Origin of the sequence: Bacillus gobiensis (assembly GCF_001278705.1) — a bacterium.
Taxonomy (GTDB): domain Bacteria; phylum Bacillota; class Bacilli; order Bacillales; family Bacillaceae; genus Bacillus; species Bacillus gobiensis.
Genome location: NZ_CP012600.1, coordinates 1,868,065 through 1,892,945 on the forward strand (window position 1 = coordinate 1,868,065; position 24,881 = coordinate 1,892,945).

Genomic DNA, 24,881 nt, shown 5'->3' on the forward strand with positions numbered 1-24,881 from the left:
TTATTCTCCTTTGCTTCTTTGAAAGCTTATATTTTGTTCGGAAGAGGGATTTTCCCTTTGTTGAGCAAATGATACGGGTCATTTTCTTCTTTTATCTTCATAATCTCTTCCATTCTGAGGTTATAGCCGCCGAATCCGAGTAAATATGTATGCGGGTTATTGATGGCCACGCCAATCGACTCGAAGAAATTAATAATTTCATATAGACGTTTCTTCGAGCGGTATTGAATGATCGGCAAAGATGAAGGAATCACTTCTCCTTTGCTTTTGATATATTCAAAATGGAATTGAACCTCGTATCCAAACGCTTCCCGAATCCTATCCATTTGTTGAAAAATAAGCTCTGACGTAAATCTCGCTTGCAGATAGGTGAGATTTTCTCCATGCTTGTGTGCCCACAACGTCGCATGATTCCAAGTAAAATCGGAAAGCTTCAATCCTTTTTGATAGCTGCTTGCCGGTATTTCAAATCCAATGTCGCCCGAGAATTCTGCAGCCAATCGTTTAAGCTTGCCAGCTGCCTCTTCTTCCACTTCGAGCATAACGATCGACTTTCCATCGCGTATATATTTTTTCAGAGGCTGGAAATGCTTCGGAATGGGCCATTCACAAACAGAAATAAGGCGTTTTATTATGGAATCATCTCGTGCCAGCTTATCACTGAAGGACACTGCCTCTTTAAAGGAAGGAAAGTAAGCGATATACTGGCCCCATTCCTGTTTCAGTTCGATGGGCAAAATGGCTTCAGTTACGATGCCTGTTGTCCCGTAATTATGGATATAATTTTGAATCTCTTCTCCTTTAATCGTTAAAAGCTTTGGTTTTTCTTCAATCGTCATCACCGTCACACCAAGGACATTTCCGTCCCAAAGGCCGCCCCATCTAATACTGCCAATACCTCCGGAGCCACCGCATAAAAATCCTCCGACTGTGGCTGTTGCATAGGTGCTTGGGAAAATGCGCAGCTCCTTGCCTTGCCGGCGAAGCTCTTTTTCCAGGATTCCCAGCTTTGTTCCCGCCTGCGCTTTGACACTAGTCTCTGATACTTCTATCATTTGATTTAATTTTGTTAAATCGATAATGATTCCACCGTGCAATGGAATAGCCTGTCCGTAATTGCCGGTGCCTGCGCCTCTTGCAGTCAGTGGTATTTTATGTTTTACAGCAAAAGAGACAACGGTTTTCAGCTCATCCACTGTATCCGGAGCTACAGCGCAATCAGCAACTTTCTCTTTCAAAGCTTCGAATAATACAGGTGAGTACCAATAATAATCTTTTGATAGGCGATTAAGCGTCGTCTCTTTTACAATCACTTTCCTTTCACCAAGTAATGAGTTAAGCTCATTGATCCACATAACCTTCACCTCACAGTTGATTTTAAATGGCGTGAAACCTTGGCAACCATATCACTAAAGGCATGGGTGGAACGGGTTTCATCTTCTCTCGGAAACGGAATTGGTACATCAAAGACAGATTCTATCTTCCCCGGACTTCCTGTCATCACGGCAACCTTTGTTGATAAATACACCGATTCAAACACATTATGGGTGATAAACAGTACCGTCATTTTTTCTGATTCCCAAATGCGCAGCAATTCGCTTTGCAGATTTTGGCGGGTGATTTCGTCCAACGCTCCGAATGGCTCGTCCATTAACAGGAGTTTCGGCTTGGCTACAAGGGCCCTGGCAATCGAAACCCTCATTCGCATACCGCCGGACAGCTCCCTTGGCAATGATTTTCCGTAATCCTTTAAACCGACGAGCTCAAGTGCTTCGTATGCTTTCTCTTGCTTTTCCGATTTATTTATAGGGAAAAATTCGAGAGGGAGCATGACATTTTGAAGCACCGTTCGCCATGGCAAAAGTGTCGCGTCCTGAAAGACAAAGCCAATGTCAGAAGTATTCTGCCCTTTTTCTTCTCCGAAGATTTTCAGAGATCCGTTTGTCGGTTCGATCAAGCCGGCAATCATTTTAAAGATCGTCGATTTTCCACAGCCAGATGGACCGACAAATGATATAAATTCATTTTCTTTAATCGTTAAATTTACGTTTTGTACCGCAGTTTTTCCGGAAGCATAAATTTTAGAGACATGGTTCAGTTCGACTAAAGCTGATGTAAGATTACTCTCTTTCGTTTCCTCGATCTGTTGACTCATGATCCCATTCCCTTCTTTTTATTTACTGATTGATACGGCAAAGGTCAAAATGGCTCATTTCGAGCAAAACTTTCGCAATTTTTATGCCTAGCTTTTCATTGAATTGCTCTCCCTTCTGTTTCGTACCTAAGCTTGCATCACCGGCAATACCTGACTCGGATATGTCCTTTGTAAGCCATGCAAAGTAGCATCCGCCCTTTAAGTAAATGTTGCTATCCTCATCGAGCTTGGGAAATTCCCGGGTGCTGTACTTCATTTGAACCCAGCTTTCCTTCAAATCAAGCACCATTGATGTCTCGACCTCCCCGCCGTGAATACCAAATTTCTGCTCTTTTTCGGAAATGACTTCAGATGTTACATCAAATGCGGTGGAATTAAGTCGGAAAACCATCAAGCCTGTTTCAATTCTGATTTCTCTTGCCATCATATTGAGAAGATCGTGATTTCCTCCATGGGAATTAAACAACACAATTTTCTTAAATCCACTTTCACTCACACTTTTTGCAATATCCATGACGACAGCTTGAAGAGTTGCTGCTGATAAGGTTATTGTTCCGGCAAGACCAAAATGCTCGTTGCTTTTGCCGTATGGAATTGGAGGAAGCAGCCAAACATTTTCGTTTTCCAAATGAGTAAATGCCAGGTTGAGCAGACCCTCGCCTAAAAGTGTATCTGTATAGACTGGCAAATGAGGGCCATGCTGCTCAGTCGCTCCTATTGGCAATACAAGCAGGGCATCCTCTTTTGGCATTTCTTTTATTTGCATAGTTGTCAATCGCGGGAGAAATCGTTTTTCAAATGCAATCCCTTGGTAACGGCTGTGAATCATTTGTCTTGCCTCCTCATATTAGAATGTCAAGATCACTGGCAGGAATGATTACAGCGTAATATAGTCTTACTATTCAGACATATTGTTCGTAAGATTTCCTTTCAATAAATGGCTATATTTGTATAGTTGTACAAAAAGATATCTATGATTTAGAGAAAATAACAATTGAGAATGAAAAAAAAAAGAACAACTCGCAGTCGGTCTCTTTAAAGAGACTGCAGCTACTCTTTTTTTCGTCGTTAATACCAATATGGCGGTATAATATTTGCCCTCTCTATAGCCTGAAGCCTTTTTAATCTATATGGATTGCCATACCCATGCTTAAATGAATGCGGCATAGAGGCATATCCGTGTCCGATTGAAGCTATCCGTTTATTAGGTCCGTTCCCATACATCAATGAATCACCCGCATCTTTCATTTTTACTATCCTATGCAATAATGAGAAATGCGGGAATGGCTTTTGACCGATTATTCGCTAAACCTGGTCCTTCTCCATAGTATAACTTGCTAGTAGCTCCATTTTAATGACCTGCATAATATCCTCTCCTTCTTAATATTTTGCCCTCTTTGGCATTTATCGGATGTTGTAGTAATTCATGTTGCGAATTTGTTTGTCTTTCATTTCCTCATAAATTCGTTGAACTTCCAATTCTCGTTCGTACTCTTCGGCACTTTTAAATCGCCTGTGAATCGTTAATGTTAAAAAAAATAGGTTAATTGTCATATCGCTCACCTCCCTTCAAGTAAATCAAACAGCCCGCTCCTGAGTTTCTTCCTGCGGGCATAAAAAATCCGCAGGAGAAGTTCTATCGGCCTGCGGAGGAGTTTTTCGCGAATGTTTTCAATCTTATTAAACGCAAGTGTGCCTTTCATTAGCCTCGGTTAAGGAAGGGCACCAATTCTCCCGCAGGTTGAATAAAAACGTATTTAATTGGGTATGTTTTACAAATTTAATCTTCTTCATTTTCATCAACCTCCTTAGCTAATTTTTTTCTTACTTAGTAAGTATATCCAACAGTTTCCTTTTTGTAAACGTGATTTTTAAAAAATAGACACATTTGTGCTCTTGACACAAAAAACCGGCTTCAATGAGATTTTTTCTCATGAAAGCCGGATGAATTCATTCATCTTCTGCTTTTTCTAATTGTTTCTTATAATGCAAGGATCTCTTTACGCATAAAAAAGAGGCAGCAATAAACAAACAATCAACAAATAGTAAAAGATTTTTTTTCTCTATGTTTAATTCCTGATTCGGAAGAACGGATCCAATATATAAAAACGCGCTGATCGCAAGCAAAGTAAACGCAAATTGCTTGTAATCCTCCGCGAGTGACTTCAGTTGTTTTGCATTCAAGCTTCCTCACCTGCCAATCATAAGTTTTATACAGGTAAGAGTAACATAGATTTAAAGGATGAAAGACTAGAAAATTCAGCCAATCGCTTTAAATGCCTGATCGAGGTCTTCAAGGAGATCCGACGAGTCTTCGATTCCAGCAGATATACGGATTAAACCTTCAGTAATTCCCAATTCAAGCCGCCGTTCAATTGGGATGGAAGCATGAGTCATTCTAGACGGAACAGAAATAAGGCTTTCAACTGCACCTAAACTTTCTGCAACGACAAAAAAGGTCAGCTTCGATAAAAAAGAATCTACTTTTTCTTCATCAATTTCAAATGATATCATCCCTCCAAACCCACTGCTTTGAGTCTTTGCCAGCTCGTGACCGGTATGAGTTGCAAGCCCGGGATAATAAACTTGCTTGACCTGTGGATGATCGATTAGGTACGCTGCAATTTTCTCAGCGTTCTTTTCATGCGCTTCCATCCTTAGACCCAATGTTTTAATTCCTCTAAGCAAAAGCCATGAATCTTGCGGCCCAAGAATTCCTCCCGTTGAGTTTTGAATAAAATGAAGCTTTTCCCCTAGCTCTTTATTGGCTGCTACCACGAGTCCGCCTACAACATCACTGTGGCCGCCAATATATTTCGTCGCACTGTGAAGTACGAGATCAGCCCCAAGCTGGATAGGGTTTTGGAAATACGGCGTATAAAATGTATTATCAACGATAAACAAGAGGTGATTTTGTACGGAAATTTGGGATACTCTTTGTAAATCAGTAATTTTAAGGAGTGGATTGGTCGGCGTTTCAATGAAGATCGCTTTCGTATTTGGTTGTATCGCTGCCTCCACTTTTTCCGGATCGCTCGTGTCTACAAAAGTGGCTTCAATACCAATTCGTTGTAATACTTTACTTGCCAGCCTGTACGTGCCTCCGTATACATCATCGGTAAAAAGAATATGATCCCCTCTATCGAACAAGAGCATCACAGCTGTTATCGCGGCCATACCTGAACCGAATGCAAAGCCGGAATGTCCGCCTTCAAGCTCGGCAATCATCGTTTCTAAAGCCGCCCTGGTAGGGTTTCCTGTACGGGAATACTCATATCCGGAGTGCTGCCCCGCCTTCTGCTGCTTGTATGTGCTTACTTGATAAACAGGGACAGAAACGGCTCCTGTGCGGTCGTCCCCCGTGATGCCCCCATGTATGACCTTTGTTTTTTTCTTCATCGCTATATCCCGCCTTCGTATATGGATTTACTTAAATAACGTTCACTGCTGTCCGGGAAAATGGTGACAATGTTAGTTCCTGGCTGTGCGGCTTCCGCTTCTTTCAATCCGGCATATAAGCTTGCGCCTGAAGAGCTTCCAATGAGTAATCCTTCCTTTATTGCCGCTTCTTTAACGAGCCGAAAAGCATCCTTATCATTGACAGTATAGATCTTATCAAAGTGATTGGGATTCATGTATTCAGGGATAAATTCCATTCCGATTCCTTCTGTTTTATGCGGACCCGCAATTCCCCCATTTAAAATCGATCCTTCAGGTTCAACGATCACTGTTTTAATCTGATTGTTTTTCTCCTTTAAATATTGGGCTGTTCCTGTGAATGTTCCGCCTGTTCCTGAACCCGCAACAAAAATGTCGATTCGACCGTGCAGGTCCTCCCATATTTCCGGGGCAATTGTATCATAGTATGTCGATGGATTCACTCGGTTTTTAAACTGACTGACACAATAGGAACCGTTGATTTCACGTTCCAGCTCTAATGCCTTGTCTATTGCTCCCTTCATACCTTCAGATCTTGGTGTATAAATAATCTGTGCGCCGAGAGCTTTCATCAGACTTATCTTTTCTTGACTAAAGTGCTCTGGCACGCATAATAAGACGTTGATTCCAAATTTTCTCGCACAAAGCGCAAGTCCTATCCCCGTATTTCCAGCCGTTGCTTCGATTAGAGTGCCTCCTTCGGCCAGCTTTCCCGAAGTAAATGCGTCTTGGATAAGCTTCTTTCCCAATCTATCCTTGATGCTTCCTCCCGGGTTTCTCATTTCCAGCTTTGCGTATAGATTTACCCCTTTAGGCAATGGGAAGTTTGTTACATGGAACAATGGCGTTCTTCCAATTAACTCAGTAATGTCCGAGATCACGGCCACCTGCATCTCCTCCTTCACAAATTAACAGGGAGAAAAGAGGAAGCCCTCCCTCTCCTTATAATTGCTCAAGCATTCTTTTTACGAGCTGAGTAGAATTTGCTGCGGCGGTTTCTAAAAATTGTTCGAATGAAATTTCCGATTCTTTCCCGGCGATATCAGATAACGACCGAATAACGACAAATGGCGTTTTAAATTGGCAGCACACCTGTGCAACAGCAGCCGCTTCCATCTCTACAGCATACAAATCTGGGAATTTGCTGCGAATAAAGTTTACACGTTCAGGATCATTCATAAATGAATCGCCTGTCGCAATTGTACCTTTAACCACTTGTAACGGCTTTAGTGTTTCTGCTCCTTTTTCCGCCAACATAATAAGCCGGTCATCTGCTGCAAAAGCTGCCGGCATCCCGGGAACCTGGCCGTACTCATAGTTAAACACAGTGACATCCACGTCATGATGCCGCACATCACTTGAAATAATAACGTCCCCTACATTCAGTGTATGGTGAAACCCTCCGGCTGAGCCTGTGTTAATAACAAAATCCGGCTGATAATGATCAAGCAAAAGTGTAGTGCTCACTGCCGCATTCACCTTACCGATACCAGATTTTAACAGGACAACCTCTTTATCTTGGTAACGCCCGCTCGTAAACTCATATCCTGTTAACACTTCCTGCTTCGTGAATTTAAGACTGTCTCTAAGAATAGAAACCTCTTCCTCCATTGCTCCAATAACCGCTATTTTCATATATTTCATCCTTTCTTGGCATACATTACTAGTTTATTTACGACATCTTTTTCTATATGTACGGAAAAAACCGATGCGTTTCGCATCAGTTTTTTAAGATTTTAATTTTTCAACCTTAGTCGGCTTCCATCCATTCCCGTCTTCCCATGTGATTTCAACCTTATATTTTTCTCCACTTTCTTTATCTTTAATTGTTCCTTTTGCGTCCTGAGGTCCGCCGTTATTCCCTAGCCATACAACGGTCATTTTATCCTCAGATACTCCTGTTGCATACGACATCGCTTTCAGCATTTCTGCCCAATCCTTTGAACTATCGTCATACGTTGCTACGTGATCGCCAGTCTGCTCGGTCCCTACCGCTTTCCACTCCGGATTCACGATCGTCTGCTCAACATCAGAAGAAGATCCGCCTTCGGTAACTTTTGCTCCGGCAAACGGGTCATCACTGTCTGATTTATCGCTGTTGCCTTCATCGTTATCTTTATCAGCTTGATCATCTTGATCATTTGCTGTCTCGTTTGAATCATCGTTTGAGCCTGGATCTTCTCCGCCAGACTGATTCTTATCATCCGATGCAGGTGCACTTGATTCATTTTCTTGATTGGTGGTTGCCTGCTCATTTGAAGGTGGATTCCTTAAAAGCTGTGAAGCAACCAAAACAATTAATATCGCAACAATTCCAATTAATATGTTAAGGACAAAATTTGCTTTTCTCCGCTTATCTTGTTTCTCATAGCGGGATGAACGATTTTCTTCCAATTTCGTATACACTCCTTTTCCCTCTTGCCTTACACCTTATTCTATCATTTATAAACAAGTAGTTCTATTTCTGCCCATTTTCAATTTCATAAACCTTTTTAACATAGTCATAGTACACAGGGTTAGTTGCCGCTTGTTCACTTGTAGTATCCATATGAACGACAACTAGGGCATATTTGGGCTGGTCGGCAGGAAAATAGCCGGCAAACCACTTATGGTATAACTTTTTCCCCTGATCATTCTTCAAGCCGGTTTCAGCGGTACCCGATTTTCCGGCAACCTGATACGGAAGATCTTGAAACCTTCTACCCGTGCCATTTTCTGAAGTAACCACCTGCCTAAGGAGCTTTTGCATTTTTTGGACGGTGTAACGATCGAGCTGTTTCCCCGGCATTTTTTGCTCCTTGAATGTATACATCGTCGTATTATTTTTATAGTTTATTTTCTCAACTAGGCGAATTTGTTCTTTTTCCCCGCCTCTTGCAATCGTTGCCATCATATTTGCCGCTTGAAGAGGTGTGATTTTGACATCCTTTTGGCCAATAGCCGTTTGATCAATGGCTTTTTTAATTCGTTTGTCATTTTCGTCTTTCCAAATCATGCTTTTCGGCTCGTTGTACAATTGCCTGAAATTTTCCTGATGATAAAGAGTTCCTTCCCATCCAACATTTTGTGTCAGTGTCAGCTTTTCCGCCATATCCTCAATCGCATCCTGATTGCGGGTTGTCATTTCTTCAGCAAGCTGTGTAAACGTATAATTACAGCTCTCGGCAAAGCTTTCTTCAAAGGAGAGCCTTCCTTTATCGTCGCCTTGCTCTCCGTACAGGTTCAAATTGCAATCGTACGTCTTTGATGGCTGATCGAGCCCGTTTTCAATAGCTGCAGCGGCAATCACTGTTTTAAATACAGAGCCGGGATAAACAGGGGAGAGCATAAGATTTTGCATTGTCATTTGATCAGACATGTTCACATCCGGCTTACTGGCCATTGCCGCGATACTGCTATTTTCAATATCAACCAGGACTGCGCCCCCTTTCGTCAATTGATAGTCTCTTAGTACTGCTTCCAGTGATTCCTGCAGCTTTTTATTCAGTGTCGTCTGAATTTTCAGCGGATAAAAGGCATTGGCTTCCGCACTATATTTGACGTCCATACCGAACAAAGGGTTTCCTTTTCCGTCAACATGATATAAAAGCTTCGTTTCGGTTTCAGGGAGCAAAAATTCGTCAAATGTCCGTTCCAAGCCGCTAGTACCTACTTCCGTTCGAATGGACAAATCTTTTTTGTCCGGGTATTTAGCCCTCAGCAGTCCAGGATCTTCATTTGTGACTCCTAATGCATGCATCGCAAGCCTTTCGTTTATTTTTTCTTCCATATATACACCATATATGCCGACAGCCTTTAAGTTATTTATATCTTTAATGGACTGATCGGTAATCTTTTCTTCTAGAACGACAGGCTTTTTTGCATCTGACAACAGGTCATTCAGCCTGTTTTCATCGATGTGAAGAATCTCAGAAGCTTGCCGGATCAGGTCGGGCTGATCTTTGATAAAAGGAAAAGCTATGACAGCAGGCTTTTCTTTTATAGATAGAGATTCACCATTTCTATCTATAAAGGATCCCCTTCCGTCTGAAATTACGACTTCTTCTGTTCGCTGCCTGACGCTTTCCTGCAACAAATTCACCTTCAGCTTGGAAAAGGATTCAGTCGAAATTAACTGGATATCGATCAATCTATAGATAAGAATGAGAAAGAACAATATGAAAACAATCAAAACCAGCTTTACTCGATTAAACGATTTCATACAAAAACACCTCATCCACATTGTGGACGAGGCTAAGCGATCATAAACCCTTTAAGAGATTTTTATGATTTTAACAAACATTTCTCCGCCTGGAGTTTGAACCGTCACCTGATCGCTCACTTGCTTTCCGAGCAGGCTTTTGGCAATTGGTGAATCGTTCGAGATTTTGCCCTCAAACGGATCTGCTTCCGCACTTCCTACGATGGTATACGATTCTTCTTCTCCATCCGGTAATTCTACGAATGTTACCGTTTTACCGAGACCGACTATATTTGAATTTGTCACATCATCCTCAATGATTCTCGCATTGCGGATCATGTTTTCCAAAGTAGTAATTCGTCCTTCTACAAATGCTTGTTCTTCTTTTGCGGAATCGTACTCAGAGTTTTCGGAAAGGTCTCCAAAGCTCCGTGCTACTTTTATTCGTTCCACAACTTCTTTACGTTTCACTGTTTTTAAATATTCAAGCTCTTGTTCGAGCTTTTGTTTTCCTTCTTCTGTCATAGGATATTCTTTCTCTTGTGCCATTTTCCTTCACTCCTTCTGGTTGGTCGCTCATCACTTGTATTATGTATGAGAGCACAGCCTTAAATATACAAGAATGAGGACACCAATGTCCTCGTTCTTCTCTCCCATATTAATGAATTTTATGTTAGCTTAAATTGTTAAATCATGCAATTAAAAAAACATCCTTGAAAGATATTTTTTCATACCTTTCCAACCTATACATAATATGGACTTTTGCAGAGATTGTATATGCTATTGTTTCACAAAATTTCTTTTCGTTCAAGGATTGTCTGGATTTTTGTCACCATTAAATCGATCGCTACGTGATTTTGGCCACCTTCGGGAATAATGATATCGGCATATCTTTTCGTCGGTTCAACAAACTGGTTGTGCATTGGTCGGACTACGGTGACATATTGTTCGATGACAGAATCAATCGATCTGCCTCTTTCCTTTATGTCACGAAGCATCCTTCTTATGATTCGCAAATCGGCATCTGTATCAACATACAGCTTAATGTCCATCAAGTCGCGAAGCCGCTCGTCCTCAAGGATAAGGATACCTTCCAAAATGATGACATCCTTTGGCTCTACTCGCACCACCTCATCTGAACGAGTATAAAGCTTGTAGTTGTATACGGGCTTATCAATCGGTTCATAATTCAATAGTTGCTGAATATGCTCAATCAAATAATCATTATCAAATGCCAGAGGGTGATCATAGTTTGTGTTTAGCCGTTCTTCGAATGGAAGATGACTTTGATCTTTGTAATAAAAATCCTGCTCGATCATGAGTATGGAGTGTCCTTTGAAATGTTCATAAATAGCTTTTGTGACACTAGTCTTACCTGAACCGGACCCTCCTGCTACTCCAATTATTATAGGCTTTTTCCCCATTTTTCTCTATTTCCCCTTTCTCATCATGTTGCTCGGAAAAAGCTTTCTGCCGATTTTGAACTTGACGATTTGAAGGGGATGGCGGGCTGCATCCAAAGGGTTTCCGTCCTCATCCCAAATTGCATCAATTACATGAGTGAAATTTGAAATTTCCGGACCAAAAAATTCCACTTCATCACCAACTTTAAAGAAATTGCGCTGCTGGAGAGTCACTAGCTCCGTCTCTTCATCATAGTCAAGAATAAGACCAGCAAAATCAAAAGTTGTCTTTTTGCCGTGCTGGCCAAACATCTGCTCACTGACACCCGGAACGCCTTCAAAAAATGCGGGGGCGGTATCACGATTCGCGCATTTATCAAGCTCCTTGAGCCATTCTTCCTGAATCTCAAAATGATCAGGATCTGCTGAGTATGCATCAATAACCTTACGGTAGACGCTGACTACGGTTGCGATATAGTGAATCGATTTCATTCGGCCCTCAATTTTCAAACTGTCGATTCCCATTTCAATCATTTGCGGAATCGATTCAATCAGCTTCAAATCTTTTGGGCTCATCGCAAATGGCGCATCCTCTTCATTATAGAGGGCCACTGCGTCTGTACCATTCTGTTGATAGAGATCGTAATCCCAGCGGCAAGACTGGCAGCAGCCCCCACGGTTGGAGTCTCTTGCCGTCATATGATTGCTTAGCACGCAGCGGCCGGAGTAAGCAATACACATTGCTCCATGAATAAAGGTTTCGATTTCAATGTCAACCTTTTCTTTCATTTCCCTAATTTCCATCGCACTCGTTTCCCGCGCCAGGACGACACGATGAAGGCCCTCTTCCTTCCAGAACTGAACTGCCTTCCAGTTGGACAGCGATTGCTGTGTGCTTAAATGTATTTCCAGCTTTGGAGCTGCCGTTTTGCACGTTTCTATAATTAACGGATCAGCGACAATAATCCCGGTTATTCCCGCTTTTTCAAGGTCTTTCAAATAGTCTTCAAGACCGTCTATATTCTCCTCATGAGCAAAAATATTCGTTGTAACATAAATTTTTGCGCCGTATGCTTTTGCAAATTTCACACCTTCTGCCATCTCTTCGATTGAAAAGTTGTCAGCGTTGGAGCGGAGACCATACTCACGACCACCAATAAAAACAGCATCTGCCCCGTAATGGACGGCAATTTTTAATTTTTCCAGGTTGCCGGCAGGCGCAAGAAGCTCTGGCTTTTTTGTTATGACTCTTTTTCCATTAACGACAGAAGAAATTTGATCCTTCACTGCTGTCATTTTATCCCCTCCTTCGTTTAATATACGGTTTCCTTAAAGAAAAATCCTGTATCTATATTTCTGTTTACTGGTTGAATCGATTCGATTTTTTCGACCCAAGCATCTTTTCGATTCTCATATTCATCAGGATCGGCCATGTATAGGTCGATTGCTTCGCGATACATGCGGGTAACCTCAAGCAGATAGTCATGTGATTTTAAAATCCCGTCGATTTTAAAGGAGTCGATTCCCGCATCGATAAAGTCCCCGAGTTCGTCAATCATGCACACATCATTCGGACTCATAATATGTGTGCCATTAACATCCTCAAAAATCGGGTATTTGTAATTCCGTTCTTTATCGTGAAGGAACATTCCAGATTCCTTTTTATCGCCTTCGATATTCATTGTTTTTCCTTGATATTCAAAATAGTTTCCAATTAGGGAGCGTTTTGACTGAAACATGCATGTCATACCGTGTACTTGAATTTCGATTTCCACTTCTGCCTTTTCTTTGATTTCCAAAACACTGTCCAGGCTGAGTTCTTTCGCTAGAACAGCCCTCTTAGCCCCTTTTTTCCCCCAATAATTGCAAGAAAAATGATTGGTTCCCGTTGTTTCTGTGCTCCAATGAAGCGGCATATCAGGAGCTGACTCTCTCGCCTCCATAAGAACAGCAGGATCGCCAAAAACAACCTCATCTACACCGGCTTCCTTTAAAAAAGAAAGGTAGCTGCCAAGCTCCGGTACCATGTCATTATGGAATATCGCATTCATGGCCGCGAAAATTTTTGCTCCGCCTTGGTGTGCAAGCTGCACTGCTTTCGTTATTTCTTCTTTTGGAAATTCTCCTGCTAAACGCAGTCCAAACTTTTGTTCACCGATTAAAAATGCGGTCGCCCCTGCTTTTATAAGGGAAGAAATTTGTTCTGCTTTCGCAGGTGTCACCAAAAGCTCTGGAGTCGTTTTCATAACTGTTCACCTCTTTTTGTGCTGACGGCAATTCCATCTCCTGCAGGAATAATCGTCGTATGATAGGATGTATTTTGCATAAGCCATTCATTATAGCCATCGATTTTTGATACGAGATTCCGCTTTCTTTTATCTTCAAGCTCCTCGTAATTTGTAGCGACAAGCCCCTTAAACAAAACGTTATCGGTAATGATCAGACCATCGTCTGCAAGCATCGGTTCAAATGTTTCAAAAAATTTCTTGTACTGTCCTTTGGCAGCGTCGATAAAGATAGCATCGTATGGGGCAACCGTACGAACAGCATCAGCTGATTCCAAGGCGTCTCCATAGAAAACATGAATTCGTTCATTGAGTTGAAATTCTTTTATATTTTTGATCGCTTCGTTATAGCGTTCTTGATTCCGTTCGACAGTAAAGACATTTGCTTCCGGCAGAGCAGTGGCGATACGGATTGCTGAATACCCGACACCTGTACCAATTTCGAGCACTCGTTTTACTTTTTTTATTGTTAATAGCTGAAGCAAAACTTCAATTCCGGTGCTTTCCATAATCGGTACATGATTTATTTTTGCTTTAGCCTCCAACTTTGCCAGTTCAAGAGATGTTGGCTGGATAAACTTTTCGATATATTTGTTGATTTGATCCTGCATAATATTCACAAGCAGGCCCCTCCTTTTGCACAATCGGCTATGAAGCCCGAGCCTGTTTTTGAATCTGGCACATGCTTATAAACCGAAAAGCGTGTCTCTCAAAAAAAGAGCCTCATTCTAAAAAGACTGAGCACTCAGGAATTGTTCTCTCGTAGGTACATGTAAATAACCCGATATATTTTACCATAATTCATAGAGAAAAGCGAATAAGGAGAGCACGCTTACTCTCCTCTTAATCATTCGCCTTCTGGATTAATAATAAACTTTTCTTTTGCAGCATTATGTTCTTCCAATGTTTTTGTAAAAACAACCTCACCGTCTTTTTTGGCAAGAAAATAAACAAATTCAGTATTCTCTGGGTTAAGTGCTGCTTCCCACGAGGTTGTCCCTGCATTTGCAATCGGTCCCGGTGTCAGTCCTTTGTTTTTATAAGTGTTAAAAGGAGAATTGACCTCGAGATCTTTATAAACAACCCTGTCTTTATGCTCTCCAAGAGCGTAAAGGACAGTCGGATCCGTCTGCAGCGGCATATCTTTCTTTAATCGATTATGAAAAACGCTTGAAATCTTATGCCGATCCACTTTAGCCGTTGCTTCTTCTTCAATCAGCGAAGCCATCGTCAATGTTTTATGGACAGACATATTTCGTTCGTCCATCGTCGATTTATATTTTTTCACTTGTTTATCCGTTTCCTCAACCATCCGGATAACAATTTCTTTCAAAGAGGTTTGCGGATTGTAAAACGGATATGTCGCCGGATAAAGATATCCTTCTAAAGGGTGCTTAATGTTTTTATTGAAAATTTCATCGGTGATCGTTTCCGGATATTTTTCTTTTAATTCATTTATGAATTTCCGATCATCAAGGGTTTTCATTACTTCTTCACTTGAGTAGCTTGTATTTTCAGCAATGGTATCAGCAATTTGATCAATCTTTCTTCCTTCAGGGACAATCAGTTGAAAGGCAACCTCATTTTCCCCCTTAGTCAGTTTCTCAATTATTTCAGATGTACCCATGCTTTTCTTCAAATTAAAATCTCCTGCTTGAAATCCCGAAACATTTTCAAATCTGACATAGTATCTAAAAATCCTGCTATCTTTAATTAACTCATTTGATTCTAAAATTCCAGCAATATCGGAAACAGATGATCCGCTTGGTATATTGATGTGGATGGACTCATTATTTGTTGAATCAGTTGGTTCAAGCGCGGATTTTATGTAAAAATAAGCTCCTCCGGCAGAAACGGCAATTACCACCACGATAGCAGCAATAATGGAAAAAACAATTTTCCGTACTTTTTTCGCTTGGATCCGCTTTTCCTGGAGCTTTTTTTCAAATGATTTGTTTGAAAATTTAGTAGGCATCTTATTCCTCCCTTCTCTCTGCTACTATACTACATGATTCGATTTAGTTCGGCAATTGAAATAGGAATGAGATATATGGTATGTTTTCTGACACCTTTTTTTACTTCTCCAAACAACAAAAAAGCCGCCTATGTAAGGCAGCTTCTTCTTATTATTCGTCCTCTTCAGCAAGGAAGGTGTTTAGCGTTTCTTCGATCATATCCCATTCTTCTTCCGTTTCTATTGGCAATAGTTCACCATCTGTTCCATCTTCATTCGGAGTAAAGCTGGATGCGTGAATTTCGATCTCTTCTTCCCCCTCGGCTTCGACCGGGTAATATAGAACGTAAGATTTGCCAAATTCTTCGTTTTCAAACGTAAAAAGAACCTCACAAAGCTGTTCATTTCCATTGTCATCTACAATCGTGATGTTTTTCTCACCATGTTCCATTATAATCACTCCAATTTTCAATTCAGGCTGTCTAAATAGCCTTGAAGAATCATGACTGCAGCCATTTTATCAATTACTTTTTTGCGCTTTTTTCTGCTGACATCAGCTGAAATCAACATTTTTTCCGCTGCCATTGTCGTAAGCCGCTCATCCCATAAAACGACTGGAATCCCGTATGCTTCCTCAAGAACTTCAGCAAATTTTTGGCTTGCCTCTCCCCTGGGCCCTACCGTACCATTCATGTTTTTCGGAAAACCGAGCACAATTTTTTCGACAGAGTAGCCATTTAGCAATTCCGACAGTCTGATTAGGCCATAGTCTCCTATTGCCTCATTTATTTGGATTGTTTCTATTCCTTGTGCTGTCCAACCCATCTCGTCGCTGAGTGCAACTCCGAGTGTTTTGGAGCCTAAATCTAAACCAATAATCCGCATGTATTTTTTATGCCTCTTTATTCTGTTGTAAGTACGATTTCACAAGCTCTTCAATCAGTTCATCTCTTTCAAGCTTACGAATCAGGTTTCTGGCGTCTCGGTGCCTTGGGATATACGCAGGGTCCCCTGATAATAAGTATCCCACAATTTGGTTGATCGGATTGTACCCTTTTTCTTGAAGGGCATCATAAACGGTGAGCAGCACCTCGTCCACGTGGGTTTCAGCCGAATCGTCAGAAAAGTTAAATTTCATCGTCTTATCATACGAGCTCAAAAGTAATGCACCTCTTTTCCAGATTCCCGCAAGCTAGTGAAGCTGGCGTGTCCTTGTCTTACACCCATTCTACACTACATTGAATAATTATAAAACGGATTTCACCCATTCTTCTGCAGAAGTTAATGCTTCTGCAAGCTTATCCGGGTTCTTGCCGCCTGCTTGGGCCATATCCGGACGGCCTCCGCCACCACCTCCGCAGATCTCAGCCGCTGCTTTTACGAGTTTTCCTGCGTGCAAGCCTTTACTTGTTAAATCCTTTGTAACAGCTGCAATCAAATTAACTTTTTCACCGTTTACAGCGCCAAGGATAATAACTCCTGAGCCCAGCTTGTTTTTCAGCTCATCAGCCATTGTACGAAGATGATTCATGTCTTTAGCGTTTACTTGTTCGGCAAGCAGCTTAACGGCTCCAGTTACTTCTTTAACTTTGGACAGGATAGCGCCAGCTTCCGCATTCCCTATTTTTGCAAGCAATGATTCATTTTCTTTATGCAGCTCTTTCAAATCAGCATAGAGGCTTTCAACTCTTTTTGGCACTTCATTTACATTTGCTTTTAACAAGGATGCTGTCTCTTGCAAAAGCGCGACCTGCCCGTTCATTTCTTCATAAGCCCCTTTGCCGGTCACAGCTTCAATTCTTCGGGTTCCCGCTCCGATTCCGGATTCAGAAACAATCTTGAACATGCCGATTTCAGCCGTATTCCCAACATGGCAGCCTCCGCACAGCTCCAAGCTGTAGTCGCCTATTTGAACAACTCGGACAACATCGCCGTACTTCTCACCGAACAAAGCCATGGCACCCATTGCCTTCGCTTCATCAATAGGTTTCCGTTCGATTTGTACAGGGAGTGTGCCCCATATTTTTTCATTTACAATACTTTCAATTTCCTTAAGCTCGTCCTTTGTCACCTGACCGAAGTGGGAGAAATCAAAGCGAAGCCTGTTTTCTGATACGAGAGATCCAGCCTGATTGACATGCGGTCCCAATACATCCTTTAACGCTTGATGCAGCAGGTGGGTAGCCGTATGGTTTTTCACAATTTGGCTTCTCATTCTATTTTCAACCTTTGCTTCTAATTTCATTCCTTTTTCCGCTAAGCCTTTTTCTACAATTCCTTTGTGGAGATGCTGGCCGTTTGGAGCCTTCTGTACATCTGAAATACGTATCACTGTTTCGGCGTTAGCAAGATACCCTTTATCACCAATCTGGCCGCCGCTTTCCGCATAGAATGGCGTTTGGTCCAGAATGAGCTGTACAGACTCCCCTTCTTGAACAGATGAAACTAGCTCTCCTTCTTTCAGCAATTCAAGGACTTCTGCTTCATTTATCAAAGTTGTATAGCCGACGAATTCACTTTGAACTTTGATATTCCCAAGGTCCCCTGTTTGGATTTGCATGCTTCCTGATTCATTCCGTGCACTTCTCGCACGCTCACGTTGCTTTTCCATTTCCGTTTGGAAGCCGTCATGGTCAATTGTCATTTGATCATCTTCTGCGTATTCTTCAGTAAGCTCGACGGGAAATCCGTATGTGTCATACAATTTAAACACATCAATGCCTTTAATTACGCTGCTTCCGTTGTCTTTTTCTTTCTTAATGATCTCTGACAAAATTGCGAGACCTTCATTTAACGTTTCATGGAACCGTTCTTCTTCTGTTTTGATTACTTTGGAAATGAACTCGAGCTTTTGTTTGACTTCAGGGTAAAAGGCTACCATGATTTCAGCAACAACCGGCACTAGTTCATGCATAAACGGACGGTTTATATCCAATGCTTTTGCATAACGGACAGCTCTGCGTATCAGCCTGCGAAGTACGTATCCACGGCCTTCGTTCGAAGGAAGAGCTCCATCCCCAACGGCAAATGACACGGTCCGCATATGGTCGGCAATGACTTTAAAAGCAACATCTTGTTCTACCGTTTCACCGTACGTCTTGCCTGAAATCGATTCCGTTGCTTCGATAATCGGAACAAACAAATCAGTATCGTAATTGGTCGGGACGTCTTGGATAACCGAAACCATCCGTTCCAGGCCCATCCCGGTATCGATATTTTGCTTCGGAAGTGGAGTATAGCTTCCATCTGGATTGTGATTAAATTCTGAGAACACGAGGTTCCAAATTTCTAAATACCTTTCATTTTCACCGCCAGGGTAGAGTTCCGGATCGTTAGGGTCGTTCCCATAGCTTTCTCCTCGGTCGTAAAAAATTTCTGAGTTAGGACCGCTTGGACCTTCACCTATATCCCAAAAGTTCCCCTCCAGACGAATGATCCGTTCAGTAGGAATTCCGATTTTATCTTCCCAAAACGAATACGCTTCATGATCCTCCGGATGAACCGTCACGGAAAGCAGCTCTGGATCAAAGCCTATCCATTTTTCACTCGTGAGAAATTCCCAAGCCCAGACAATTGCTTCTTCTTTAAAATACTCACCGATTGAAAAATTACCGAGCATTTCAAAGAATGTATGGTGTCTTGCTGTTTTCCCCACATTTTCTATGTCATTTGTCCGAATCGATTTTTGCGCATTGCATATCCTTGGATTTTCAGGGACAATTCTGCCGTCAAAATATTTTTTTAACGTAGCTACTCCGCTGTTTATCCATAATAGAGACGGATCCTCGTGAGGCACAAGCGACGCACTCGGCTCAACATCATGGCCCTTCTCTTTAAAAAAATCCAAAAACATTTGTCTCAATTGAGCAGATGTTAATTTCTTCATTTTCCTTTCCTCCTTTAACGATTAAAAAAGCTCCCGTCCTTGTATAAACAACGTTTATACAGGGACGAGAGCTTACTCGCGGTACCACCCTGATTATGGGTTTATTCACCCATCACCTTAATTTCCATTAACGCTGGAATGCTCGGCAGGCTTTTCCTGCTCTTTAGGATTAGCTTCAACTGCCCTTCTGCTAAAGCTCCTTTCAGCGAACAGAGCTTCTCTCTTTGAACAGGACATCAGTTTACTCAGATCCTTCAACGAATTATCGATATTCATTCTAACGAAATTATAGACAGTCCATTGCTTGTTGTCAATGCTCTGCGCGAATCGAAATCATATGAGTGAACATAATTTTGAGAATAGATGCCGCAGGGACAGCAATAATCATGCCGACTATCCCCCCCAGCTCTCCTCCTGCCAAAAGAGCGAGCATAATAGCAACCGGATGCATATTCAAGCTTCTCCCTACAATAAGAGGACCGAGAATATTCCCTTCAATAAATTGAAGAATTGCTATCGTTGCCAATACAACAATAACAGCTTTCGACGATACAGCTGCTGCTATTAAAAGTGCTGGAATAGCTCCGATAAACGGTCCGAAATACGGAATGATGTTTGTTAGAGCGATCACCAGTCCGAGAATAAGCGGGTATGGAATATGAAAGAGCCAAAACGTCAGCCCTGCACAAGTACCTATAATGACGCACACAAACAGCTGACCCCTGATATACCCGCCGAGAGAATCATCGACGTCTTTAAGAAATCTCCATCCTCGCTTCCTCCAAGATGACGGGGTAAAATACCATACTGTTTTTTTCATTAGACTAATATCTTTTACTAAGTAAAAAACTAAAAAAGGGATTAGAGCGCCAATTAAAAGATAATCAAACAATATCCGCATGCTTCTTATCGCTTTTTCTACAGCATTAGCGACAAACCCTTCCGTTTGGCTAATCACCAGATCGATCCTTTCGTGCATCCCATCCGGCCATTGATCTGTATGGTTGTGAATTTTCTTCAGCATCACATTATAGGTTTCTGCAAACATAGGGATGTTCTCAGATAAATCGTATAGCTGATTTAGCAATATCGGGATGCCTTTGTATAAACCATAGCCGGCGCTGCCAAAAAACAAGAGATATATGATTAGCAAGCTTAATGTTCTCGGCAGCCCTGTTTCATGCAGCTTTTCGATAATCGGCAAAAGCAAATAGGTTATGAATATGGAGATGCCTAGTGGTATAAGGATTGCTTTTGAAATAGCGAACAATGGATACCATAATATTTTCAGCTTGATTGCCACATATATTGATAGCAGGAAAAGCAGGAGGATGGTAATCCATATAAGCAGCTGCATCGGTTTTTTCAGCAACAGCATCATCTCCATGTCAATTGAGATTTACAGATCATATTCATACATTAAAAAAGGTGTTTTCAACTTTTAAGAGAATATATAGAAAATACTGCTTACCTTTTTCGTTCTACCTAGTTTTCCTGATTTCTCCACCATTATGTATCTTAATATAATCTTATTCGAAATAATGTTGCGATTTTTCAAAACTTTTGAAAAGATTTGACTCCAATTATAGGATAAAGGTATAATATCTTCGATGTTAGAAAATCTAGTCTTTCATGTAAGGAATTATTACATAGTTTTTCTAATAGGTTAATTTTGGATTAGCGAGGGGGAACACCATGATTTCATTCGAAAATGTCAACAAGCATTACGGTGATTTTCATGTTTTAAAAGATATTAATCTACAAATAAAAAAAGGTGAAGTTGTCGTAATCATTGGTCCTTCCGGTTCAGGCAAAAGCACAATGCTGCGCTGCATCAATCGGCTTGAGACAGTAAATGAAGGAAAGTTAAAGGTTAATGAAACAGTCATAAACGATAAAAAAACCGATATTAATAAAGTTCGGAGAAATATTGGCATGGTGTTTCAGCATTTTCATCTTTATCCGCACAAAACAGTCATTGAGAACATCATGCTGGCTCCTGTAAAAGTGTTGGGAGTTTCAAAAAGCGAGGCACGGAAAACAGCTGAGTACTATTTGGAAAAAGTCGGGATCCCCGATAAAGCAAATTCCTACCCAAGCCAACTTTCCGGAGGACAACAGCAAAGAGTCGCGATTGCAAGAGGACTTGCGATGAAGCCTGAGGTTATGTTATTTGATGAACCGACCTCCGCGCTAGACCCGGAGATGATCGGCGAAGTGCTGGATGTAATGAAGGCTCTGGCTAAAGAAGGCATGACCATGGTCGTTGTTACCCATGAAATGGGCTTTGCCAGAGAAGTCGCTGACCGTATTGTTTTTATTGATGAAGGCAGAATTTTAGAAGAAGCAACACCGGCTGAATTTTATGCGAATCCAAAAGAAGAACGGGCTCGCTTATTTCTTAGCCGTATATTAAATCATTAAGAAAGATATAGGGGGAAAAAAATGAAAACTTCAAAGAAATTTCTATCACTTTCAATTGTCACAATTTTAGCAATGCTTCTGCTTGCAGCCTGCGGAAGCGGAGGCAGCGGCGGAAACGCTGACAGCGGCAAAAACGCATTGGACACGATTAAAGAAAATGACAAAATCGTCTTCGGAGTGAAAAACGACACTCGGTTATTTGGCTTAAAAAATCCAAGCTCTGGCGAAATTGAAGGTTTTGATATTGATATTTCAAAAGCAATTGCAAAAGAAATTCTTGGCGACGAAAACAAAGCTGAATTCAAAGAAGTGACTTCCAAAACAAGAATTCCTTTATTGAATAAAGGTGACATCGATGCTGTTGTCGCAACAATGACAATTACTGAAGAACGTAAAAAAGAAGTGGATTTTTCAGATGTCTATTTTGATGCCGGCCAGTCACTGTTAGTGAAAAAAGACAGCCCGATCAAAGGCATCGAGGATTTAGACAACAGCAAAACGGTTCTTGCCGTTAAAGGTTCCACATCTTCTCAAAACATTCGCAAAGAAGCCCCCGATGCTAAGGTAAATGAGTTTGAAAACTACTCAGAAGCTTTTTCGGCATTAAAAGCCGGCCAAGGCGATGCGTTAACAACTGATGATGCGATTCTTTACGGAATGGCGGATGAAGATCCTAGCTTCCACCTTGTCGGAAAAACATTCAGTGAAGAGCCATACGGAATTGCTGTAAAAAAAGGAAATTCAGAGCTTGTTGATGCAATTAACGAAACGTTGAAAAAACTAAAAGACAACGGCGAATACGATAAAATTAAAAACAAGTGGATTAAAGAAGAACCAGCAAGTTAAATAATCGTATAGAAACAAATTCGGGATGAGCGGGCTTTTCGCTCATCCCAATTAGCTAAAGGAGTGATTTTTTTGCTCGATTTCTCCATACTTACCAACAACATGGACATGTATCTTGAAGGATTCAAGTTCACAGTGCTTTCAAGTATCATTGCACTTATATCAAGCTTTATTTTAGGTACTCTTATCGCCGTATTTCGAATAGCTCCTTTCAAAATACTTAACTGGATTGGTACGGTCTACGTTGAAATTTTGCGTAATATCCCCGTCCTATTGATTGCTTTTTTCATCTTTATCGGTCTTCCTGCTATCGGTATTCGGTTTGACGGGTTTACAGCAGGTACAATCGCATTATCAATCTATACTTCAGCATTTATTGCCGAAGCGATCCGTGCAGGAATTTCATCCGTTCCAAAAGGACAGATGGAAGCAGCAAGAGCTACCGGACTTACGTATACAGAAAGCATGAGGTATATTATTCTTCCACAAGCCATCAAAATTGTTATCCCGCCACTCGGCAACCAATTTATTAATCTGGTAAAAAACTCCTCTATCCTCGGTTTGCTCGCCGGTTGGGATTTGATGTACCACGGAGATTTAGTCTCAAGCAATACATATGTCGTTTTTGATGTGTACATATTCGTCGCTATGTTTTACTTACTGTTAACCATCCCGCTCAGCTTAGGAGTCGGATATATAGAAAAAAGACTTTCTCGCAGCAACTAGCGTAAAAGGAGGACAGTATTTATGGATTTTAAAGGAGCCTATTCTCCTGATAATTTAAAATTTTTGTTTGATGGCTTTATTCTAACATTGGAAGTTGCCGCCATTTCGATTGTATTAAGCTTTATCATCGGAATATTGGTAGGAACTCTGCGATATACCCGAATGCCCGTCGTGTCGCATGTCCTTGCCCTATTGGTAGAGATCATTCGAAATCTCCCCTTGTTGCTGATCATTTTCTTTACTTTTTTCGCATTGCCTGAAGTAGGAATTGATTTTGGAATTAAGGGATCTGCAATTGTGGCATTAACCATTTTCGAAGCGGCGATGATTTCGGAAATCGTCCGAAGCGGTTTAAATTCGATTGATAAAGGGCAAATCGAAGCGGCAAGATCGTCAGGTCTCACTTATGTTCAGACGCTGATTCAAATCACTTTGCCACAAGCCCTCAGAAGAATGATTCCTCCGCTCGTCAGCCAATTCATTTCCTTACTTAAGGACACATCATTGGCTACCGTGATCTCGCTTCCTGAGTTAATGCATAATGCGAATGTTGTGAAAGGACAGTCGATTAATTTCACGATACCGATCTTCTTGGCCGCAGCTGTGATGTACTTTGTTGTTAACTACATTTTGTCCATCATCGCCCGGCGATTAGAGGCGAGACAGGCATAAATAGTAAAGAGAACCGGACAATAATCATCCGGTTCTCTTTTTATTTAGCCTATATCATTTTCATGATTCTTTTTCTGATTCTTTTCATGCTCTTTTTCGTCGGCATGTTGTATTGTCTGGCTAAATGGTATACGAATGCTCCTGCACCCATTGAAAGAAAGGAAGTCATTGTCCGATTCATAGGAATCCTCCAATTTTAAAGGTTCATTGTACGTTCTTCATCAGTGAATAAATCATCAAGACTGCTTAACGTCCCGTCCTCTTCCACTTGATGTGTCGATATCTTTCCTTTTGATAGGGTCAATTCAATGTAACATCCCCAGCAGTAATACTGGTTCACACCTATTTTTCCAATGTTTTTCCCTTTACAATTCGGGCAAATTAACAATCGTAACACCTCATTGCTCGGCCAGCATGATGGTATCATTATTCAATGTCATCGCAGTATTCATTGAAGGAACGTGTCTTCGTTCTCCTTGCAAATCTGCAAAAAAGCCGTCCGAGATTTCATATGCTACCATTGTGCCCGCTTGAAAGGAAATATATACATCTTCCAAAATTCCGAGCTGTTTTTTTTCCTGATTGACAATCATTTTTTGCTTCAGTTGATTATAACGTAAATATTTTTCTGGTTGATCTGCTGAACTTATGAGATGCGTACCAGTATATATCCCGGCTGCATCAGCCTGTACAATTTGTTCAGCTGGAAGGAACACTTTTTTATGCATGAATGGAATTTTTTGTTCATCAATCAGCAGCCCGATACATCTCCCATCATAAGAAAAACAAATATCCGACACGCAGCCAAGGACACGCGAGGCACAACGGACAGGCATTCCGATTAATTCATTACATGTTCTCAAAGTGTGATCTCCACCTTTATTTGAACACTTTTATTTTCCCTTTCCAATC

Annotated in this window: 29 protein-coding genes and 1 other annotated feature; of the genes, 4 read left to right on the top strand and 25 right to left on the bottom strand. The window is 41.2% G+C overall.

The genetic code is table 11. The features are described from left to right. Positions 1 to 26: 26 nt before the first annotated feature. The 22 genes from AM592_RS09325 to AM592_RS09425 form a co-directional block, all read right to left on the bottom strand. Entirely contained in the window at positions 27 to 1,355 is a 1,329-nt protein-coding gene (locus AM592_RS09325; RefSeq protein ID WP_053603549.1) for an FAD-binding oxidoreductase, read from the bottom strand. A gap of 5 nt (positions 1,356 to 1,360) precedes the next feature. Next, on the bottom strand, positions 1,361 to 2,155 hold the full coding sequence (locus AM592_RS09330; RefSeq protein WP_053603550.1) for an ABC transporter ATP-binding protein: 795 nt from the start codon (positions 2,153 to 2,155) through the stop codon (positions 1,361 to 1,363). A 22-nt stretch (positions 2,156 to 2,177) separates the two neighbouring features. After that, positions 2,178 to 2,984, bottom strand: a complete 807-nt coding sequence (locus tag AM592_RS09335) for a creatininase family protein (RefSeq protein WP_053603551.1) — start codon at positions 2,982 to 2,984, stop codon at positions 2,178 to 2,180. Between the two features lie 239 nt (positions 2,985 to 3,223). Beyond that, positions 3,224 to 3,403: a hypothetical protein gene (locus tag AM592_RS09340; protein ID WP_053603552.1), complete on the bottom strand. Its 180-nt coding sequence runs from the start codon at positions 3,401 to 3,403 to the stop codon at positions 3,224 to 3,226. Between the two features lie 156 nt (positions 3,404 to 3,559). Continuing rightward, positions 3,560 to 3,709 (bottom strand): YrzI family small protein, encoded by a 150-nt coding sequence (locus AM592_RS23255; protein ID WP_082363911.1) that lies wholly within the window; start codon positions 3,707 to 3,709, stop codon positions 3,560 to 3,562. 396 nt (positions 3,710 to 4,105) lie between these two features. Continuing rightward, on the bottom strand, positions 4,106 to 4,339 hold the full coding sequence (locus AM592_RS09345; protein ID WP_053603553.1) for a YrhC family protein: 234 nt from the start codon (positions 4,337 to 4,339) through the stop codon (positions 4,106 to 4,108). Positions 4,340 to 4,414: 75 nt separating this feature from the next. Then, positions 4,415 to 5,554, bottom strand: coding sequence for a bifunctional cystathionine gamma-lyase/homocysteine desulfhydrase (locus tag AM592_RS09350; RefSeq protein ID WP_053603554.1), 1,140 nt, complete (start codon positions 5,552 to 5,554; stop codon positions 4,415 to 4,417). 2 nt (positions 5,555 to 5,556) lie between these two features. Next, a complete protein-coding gene (locus AM592_RS09355) occupies positions 5,557 to 6,480 on the bottom strand; it encodes a PLP-dependent cysteine synthase family protein (RefSeq protein WP_053603555.1) in 924 nt (307 codons plus the stop codon). Positions 6,481 to 6,535: 55 nt separating this feature from the next. Next, complete coding sequence (gene mtnN / locus AM592_RS09360) at positions 6,536 to 7,228, bottom strand: 5'-methylthioadenosine/S-adenosylhomocysteine nucleosidase (RefSeq protein WP_053603556.1); 693 nt, start codon at positions 7,226 to 7,228, stop codon at positions 6,536 to 6,538. Positions 7,229 to 7,321: 93 nt separating this feature from the next. Then, on the bottom strand, positions 7,322 to 7,999 hold the full coding sequence (locus AM592_RS09365; protein ID WP_225970349.1) for a YrrS family protein: 678 nt from the start codon (positions 7,997 to 7,999) through the stop codon (positions 7,322 to 7,324). 52 nt (positions 8,000 to 8,051) lie between these two features. Further along, positions 8,052 to 9,794, bottom strand: a complete 1,743-nt coding sequence (locus tag AM592_RS09370; protein ID WP_053603557.1) for a peptidoglycan D,D-transpeptidase FtsI family protein — start codon at positions 9,792 to 9,794, stop codon at positions 8,052 to 8,054. Positions 9,795 to 9,845: 51 nt separating this feature from the next. Then, entirely contained in the window at positions 9,846 to 10,322 is a 477-nt protein-coding gene (gene greA, locus AM592_RS09375; protein ID WP_053603558.1) for a transcription elongation factor GreA, read from the bottom strand. A gap of 239 nt (positions 10,323 to 10,561) precedes the next feature. Continuing rightward, positions 10,562 to 11,197, bottom strand: coding sequence for a uridine kinase (gene udk / locus AM592_RS09380; protein ID WP_053603559.1), 636 nt, complete (start codon positions 11,195 to 11,197; stop codon positions 10,562 to 10,564). Positions 11,198 to 11,203: 6 nt separating this feature from the next. After that, positions 11,204 to 12,472 carry a peptidase U32 family protein gene (locus tag AM592_RS09385; protein ID WP_053603560.1) on the bottom strand — a complete coding sequence of 423 codons (1,269 nt, stop codon included), beginning with the start codon at positions 12,470 to 12,472 and terminating at the stop codon, positions 11,204 to 11,206. A 17-nt stretch (positions 12,473 to 12,489) separates the two neighbouring features. After that, positions 12,490 to 13,422: a peptidase U32 family protein gene (locus AM592_RS09390; protein WP_053603561.1), complete on the bottom strand. Its 933-nt coding sequence runs from the start codon at positions 13,420 to 13,422 to the stop codon at positions 12,490 to 12,492. Then, on the bottom strand, positions 13,419 to 14,081 hold the full coding sequence (locus AM592_RS09395; protein ID WP_053603562.1) for an O-methyltransferase: 663 nt from the start codon (positions 14,079 to 14,081) through the stop codon (positions 13,419 to 13,421). Before AM592_RS09395 ends, AM592_RS09390 begins: the two co-directional genes overlap by 4 nt. 227 nt (positions 14,082 to 14,308) lie before the next feature. Beyond that, positions 14,309 to 15,436, bottom strand: coding sequence for an endolytic transglycosylase MltG (gene mltG / locus AM592_RS09400; protein ID WP_082363913.1), 1,128 nt, complete (start codon positions 15,434 to 15,436; stop codon positions 14,309 to 14,311). A gap of 151 nt (positions 15,437 to 15,587) precedes the next feature. After that, a complete protein-coding gene (locus tag AM592_RS09405) occupies positions 15,588 to 15,866 on the bottom strand; it encodes a DUF1292 domain-containing protein (protein WP_053603563.1) in 279 nt (92 codons plus the stop codon). Between the two features lie 17 nt (positions 15,867 to 15,883). Further along, a complete protein-coding gene (gene ruvX / locus AM592_RS09410) occupies positions 15,884 to 16,300 on the bottom strand; it encodes a Holliday junction resolvase RuvX (protein ID WP_053603564.1) in 417 nt (138 codons plus the stop codon). Positions 16,301 to 16,307: 7 nt separating this feature from the next. After that, complete coding sequence (locus AM592_RS09415) at positions 16,308 to 16,574, bottom strand: IreB family regulatory phosphoprotein (protein ID WP_082363915.1); 267 nt, start codon at positions 16,572 to 16,574, stop codon at positions 16,308 to 16,310. Between the two features lie 87 nt (positions 16,575 to 16,661). Then, the gene (gene alaS / locus AM592_RS09420; RefSeq protein ID WP_053603565.1) at positions 16,662 to 19,301 is read right to left on the bottom strand and encodes an alanine--tRNA ligase; all 2,640 of its coding nucleotides are present in this window, start codon (positions 19,299 to 19,301) and stop codon (positions 16,662 to 16,664) included. A gap of 57 nt (positions 19,302 to 19,358) precedes the next feature. Then, positions 19,359 to 19,568, bottom strand: a binding site (T-box leader). Positions 19,569 to 19,611: 43 nt separating this feature from the next. Beyond that, the gene (locus tag AM592_RS09425) at positions 19,612 to 20,673 is read right to left on the bottom strand and encodes an AI-2E family transporter (RefSeq protein ID WP_053603566.1); all 1,062 of its coding nucleotides are present in this window, start codon (positions 20,671 to 20,673) and stop codon (positions 19,612 to 19,614) included. Positions 20,674 to 20,996: 323 nt separating this feature from the next. Here AM592_RS09425 and AM592_RS09430 point away from each other — a divergent pair, with 323 nt between their 5' ends. The 4 genes from AM592_RS09430 to AM592_RS09445 all read left to right on the top strand — a co-directional run bounded on the left by AM592_RS09430 (position 20,997) and on the right by AM592_RS09445 (position 23,969). After that, positions 20,997 to 21,725, top strand: a complete 729-nt coding sequence (locus AM592_RS09430) for an amino acid ABC transporter ATP-binding protein (RefSeq protein WP_053603567.1) — start codon at positions 20,997 to 20,999, stop codon at positions 21,723 to 21,725. A gap of 21 nt (positions 21,726 to 21,746) precedes the next feature. Beyond that, positions 21,747 to 22,571 (top strand): transporter substrate-binding domain-containing protein, encoded by an 825-nt coding sequence (locus AM592_RS09435; protein WP_053603568.1) that lies wholly within the window; start codon positions 21,747 to 21,749, stop codon positions 22,569 to 22,571. A gap of 72 nt (positions 22,572 to 22,643) precedes the next feature. Then, entirely contained in the window at positions 22,644 to 23,297 is a 654-nt protein-coding gene (locus tag AM592_RS09440) for an amino acid ABC transporter permease (RefSeq protein ID WP_053603569.1), read from the top strand. Positions 23,298 to 23,318: 21 nt separating this feature from the next. Beyond that, positions 23,319 to 23,969 carry an amino acid ABC transporter permease gene (locus AM592_RS09445; RefSeq protein WP_053603570.1) on the top strand — a complete coding sequence of 217 codons (651 nt, stop codon included), beginning with the start codon at positions 23,319 to 23,321 and terminating at the stop codon, positions 23,967 to 23,969. Between the two features lie 49 nt (positions 23,970 to 24,018). Here AM592_RS09445 and AM592_RS23260 read toward each other — a convergent pair whose 3' ends face one another. From AM592_RS23260 to AM592_RS09455, 3 genes are read right to left on the bottom strand one after another with little or no spacing between them, the layout of a single operon-like run. After that, positions 24,019 to 24,150, bottom strand: coding sequence for a YrzQ family protein (locus tag AM592_RS23260; protein ID WP_082363918.1), 132 nt, complete (start codon positions 24,148 to 24,150; stop codon positions 24,019 to 24,021). Positions 24,151 to 24,165: 15 nt separating this feature from the next. Next, on the bottom strand, positions 24,166 to 24,357 hold the full coding sequence (locus AM592_RS09450) for a hypothetical protein (RefSeq protein WP_053603571.1): 192 nt from the start codon (positions 24,355 to 24,357) through the stop codon (positions 24,166 to 24,168). 10 nt (positions 24,358 to 24,367) lie between these two features. Next, the gene (locus tag AM592_RS09455) at positions 24,368 to 24,832 is read right to left on the bottom strand and encodes a PRC-barrel domain-containing protein (RefSeq protein WP_053603572.1); all 465 of its coding nucleotides are present in this window, start codon (positions 24,830 to 24,832) and stop codon (positions 24,368 to 24,370) included. Positions 24,833 to 24,881: the final 49 nt, after the last annotated feature.

Bases quoted from the DNA above. Each gene is read 5' to 3' on its own strand.
- AM592_RS09325 (WP_053603549.1), bottom strand. From the start codon at position 1,355: ATGTGGATCAATGAGCTTAACTCATTACTTGGTGAAAGGAAAGTGATT.
- AM592_RS09330 (WP_053603550.1), bottom strand. From the start codon at position 2,155: ATGAGTCAACAGATCGAGGAAACGAAAGAGAGTAATCTTACATCAGCT.
- AM592_RS09335 (WP_053603551.1), bottom strand. From the start codon at position 2,984: ATGATTCACAGCCGTTACCAAGGGATTGCATTTGAAAAACGATTTCTC.
- AM592_RS09340 (WP_053603552.1), bottom strand. From the start codon at position 3,403: ATGAAAGATGCGGGTGATTCATTGATGTATGGGAACGGACCTAATAAA.
- AM592_RS23255 (WP_082363911.1), bottom strand. From the start codon at position 3,709: ATGACAATTAACCTATTTTTTTTAACATTAACGATTCACAGGCGATTT.
- AM592_RS09350 (WP_053603554.1), bottom strand. From the start codon at position 5,554: ATGAAGAAAAAAACAAAGGTCATACATGGGGGCATCACGGGGGACGAC.
- mtnN (WP_053603556.1), bottom strand. From the start codon at position 7,228: ATGAAAATAGCGGTTATTGGAGCAATGGAGGAAGAGGTTTCTATTCTT.
- AM592_RS09370 (WP_053603557.1), bottom strand. From the start codon at position 9,794: ATGAAATCGTTTAATCGAGTAAAGCTGGTTTTGATTGTTTTCATATTG.
- greA (WP_053603558.1), bottom strand. From the start codon at position 10,322: ATGGCACAAGAGAAAGAATATCCTATGACAGAAGAAGGAAAACAAAAG.
- udk (WP_053603559.1), bottom strand. From the start codon at position 11,197: ATGGGGAAAAAGCCTATAATAATTGGAGTAGCAGGAGGGTCCGGTTCA.
- AM592_RS09385 (WP_053603560.1), bottom strand. From the start codon at position 12,472: ATGACAGCAGTGAAGGATCAAATTTCTTCTGTCGTTAATGGAAAAAGA.
- AM592_RS09390 (WP_053603561.1), bottom strand. From the start codon at position 13,422: ATGAAAACGACTCCAGAGCTTTTGGTGACACCTGCGAAAGCAGAACAA.
- mltG (WP_082363913.1), bottom strand. From the start codon at position 15,436: ATGCCTACTAAATTTTCAAACAAATCATTTGAAAAAAAGCTCCAGGAA.
- AM592_RS09405 (WP_053603563.1), bottom strand. From the start codon at position 15,866: ATGGAACATGGTGAGAAAAACATCACGATTGTAGATGACAATGGAAAT.
- ruvX (WP_053603564.1), bottom strand. From the start codon at position 16,300: ATGCGGATTATTGGTTTAGATTTAGGCTCCAAAACACTCGGAGTTGCA.
- alaS (WP_053603565.1), bottom strand. From the start codon at position 19,301: ATGAAGAAATTAACATCTGCTCAATTGAGACAAATGTTTTTGGATTTT.
- AM592_RS09430 (WP_053603567.1), top strand. From the start codon at position 20,997: ATGATTTCATTCGAAAATGTCAACAAGCATTACGGTGATTTTCATGTT.
- AM592_RS09435 (WP_053603568.1), top strand. From the start codon at position 21,747: ATGAAAACTTCAAAGAAATTTCTATCACTTTCAATTGTCACAATTTTA.
- AM592_RS09445 (WP_053603570.1), top strand. From the start codon at position 23,319: ATGGATTTTAAAGGAGCCTATTCTCCTGATAATTTAAAATTTTTGTTT.
- AM592_RS23260 (WP_082363918.1), bottom strand. From the start codon at position 24,150: ATGAATCGGACAATGACTTCCTTTCTTTCAATGGGTGCAGGAGCATTC.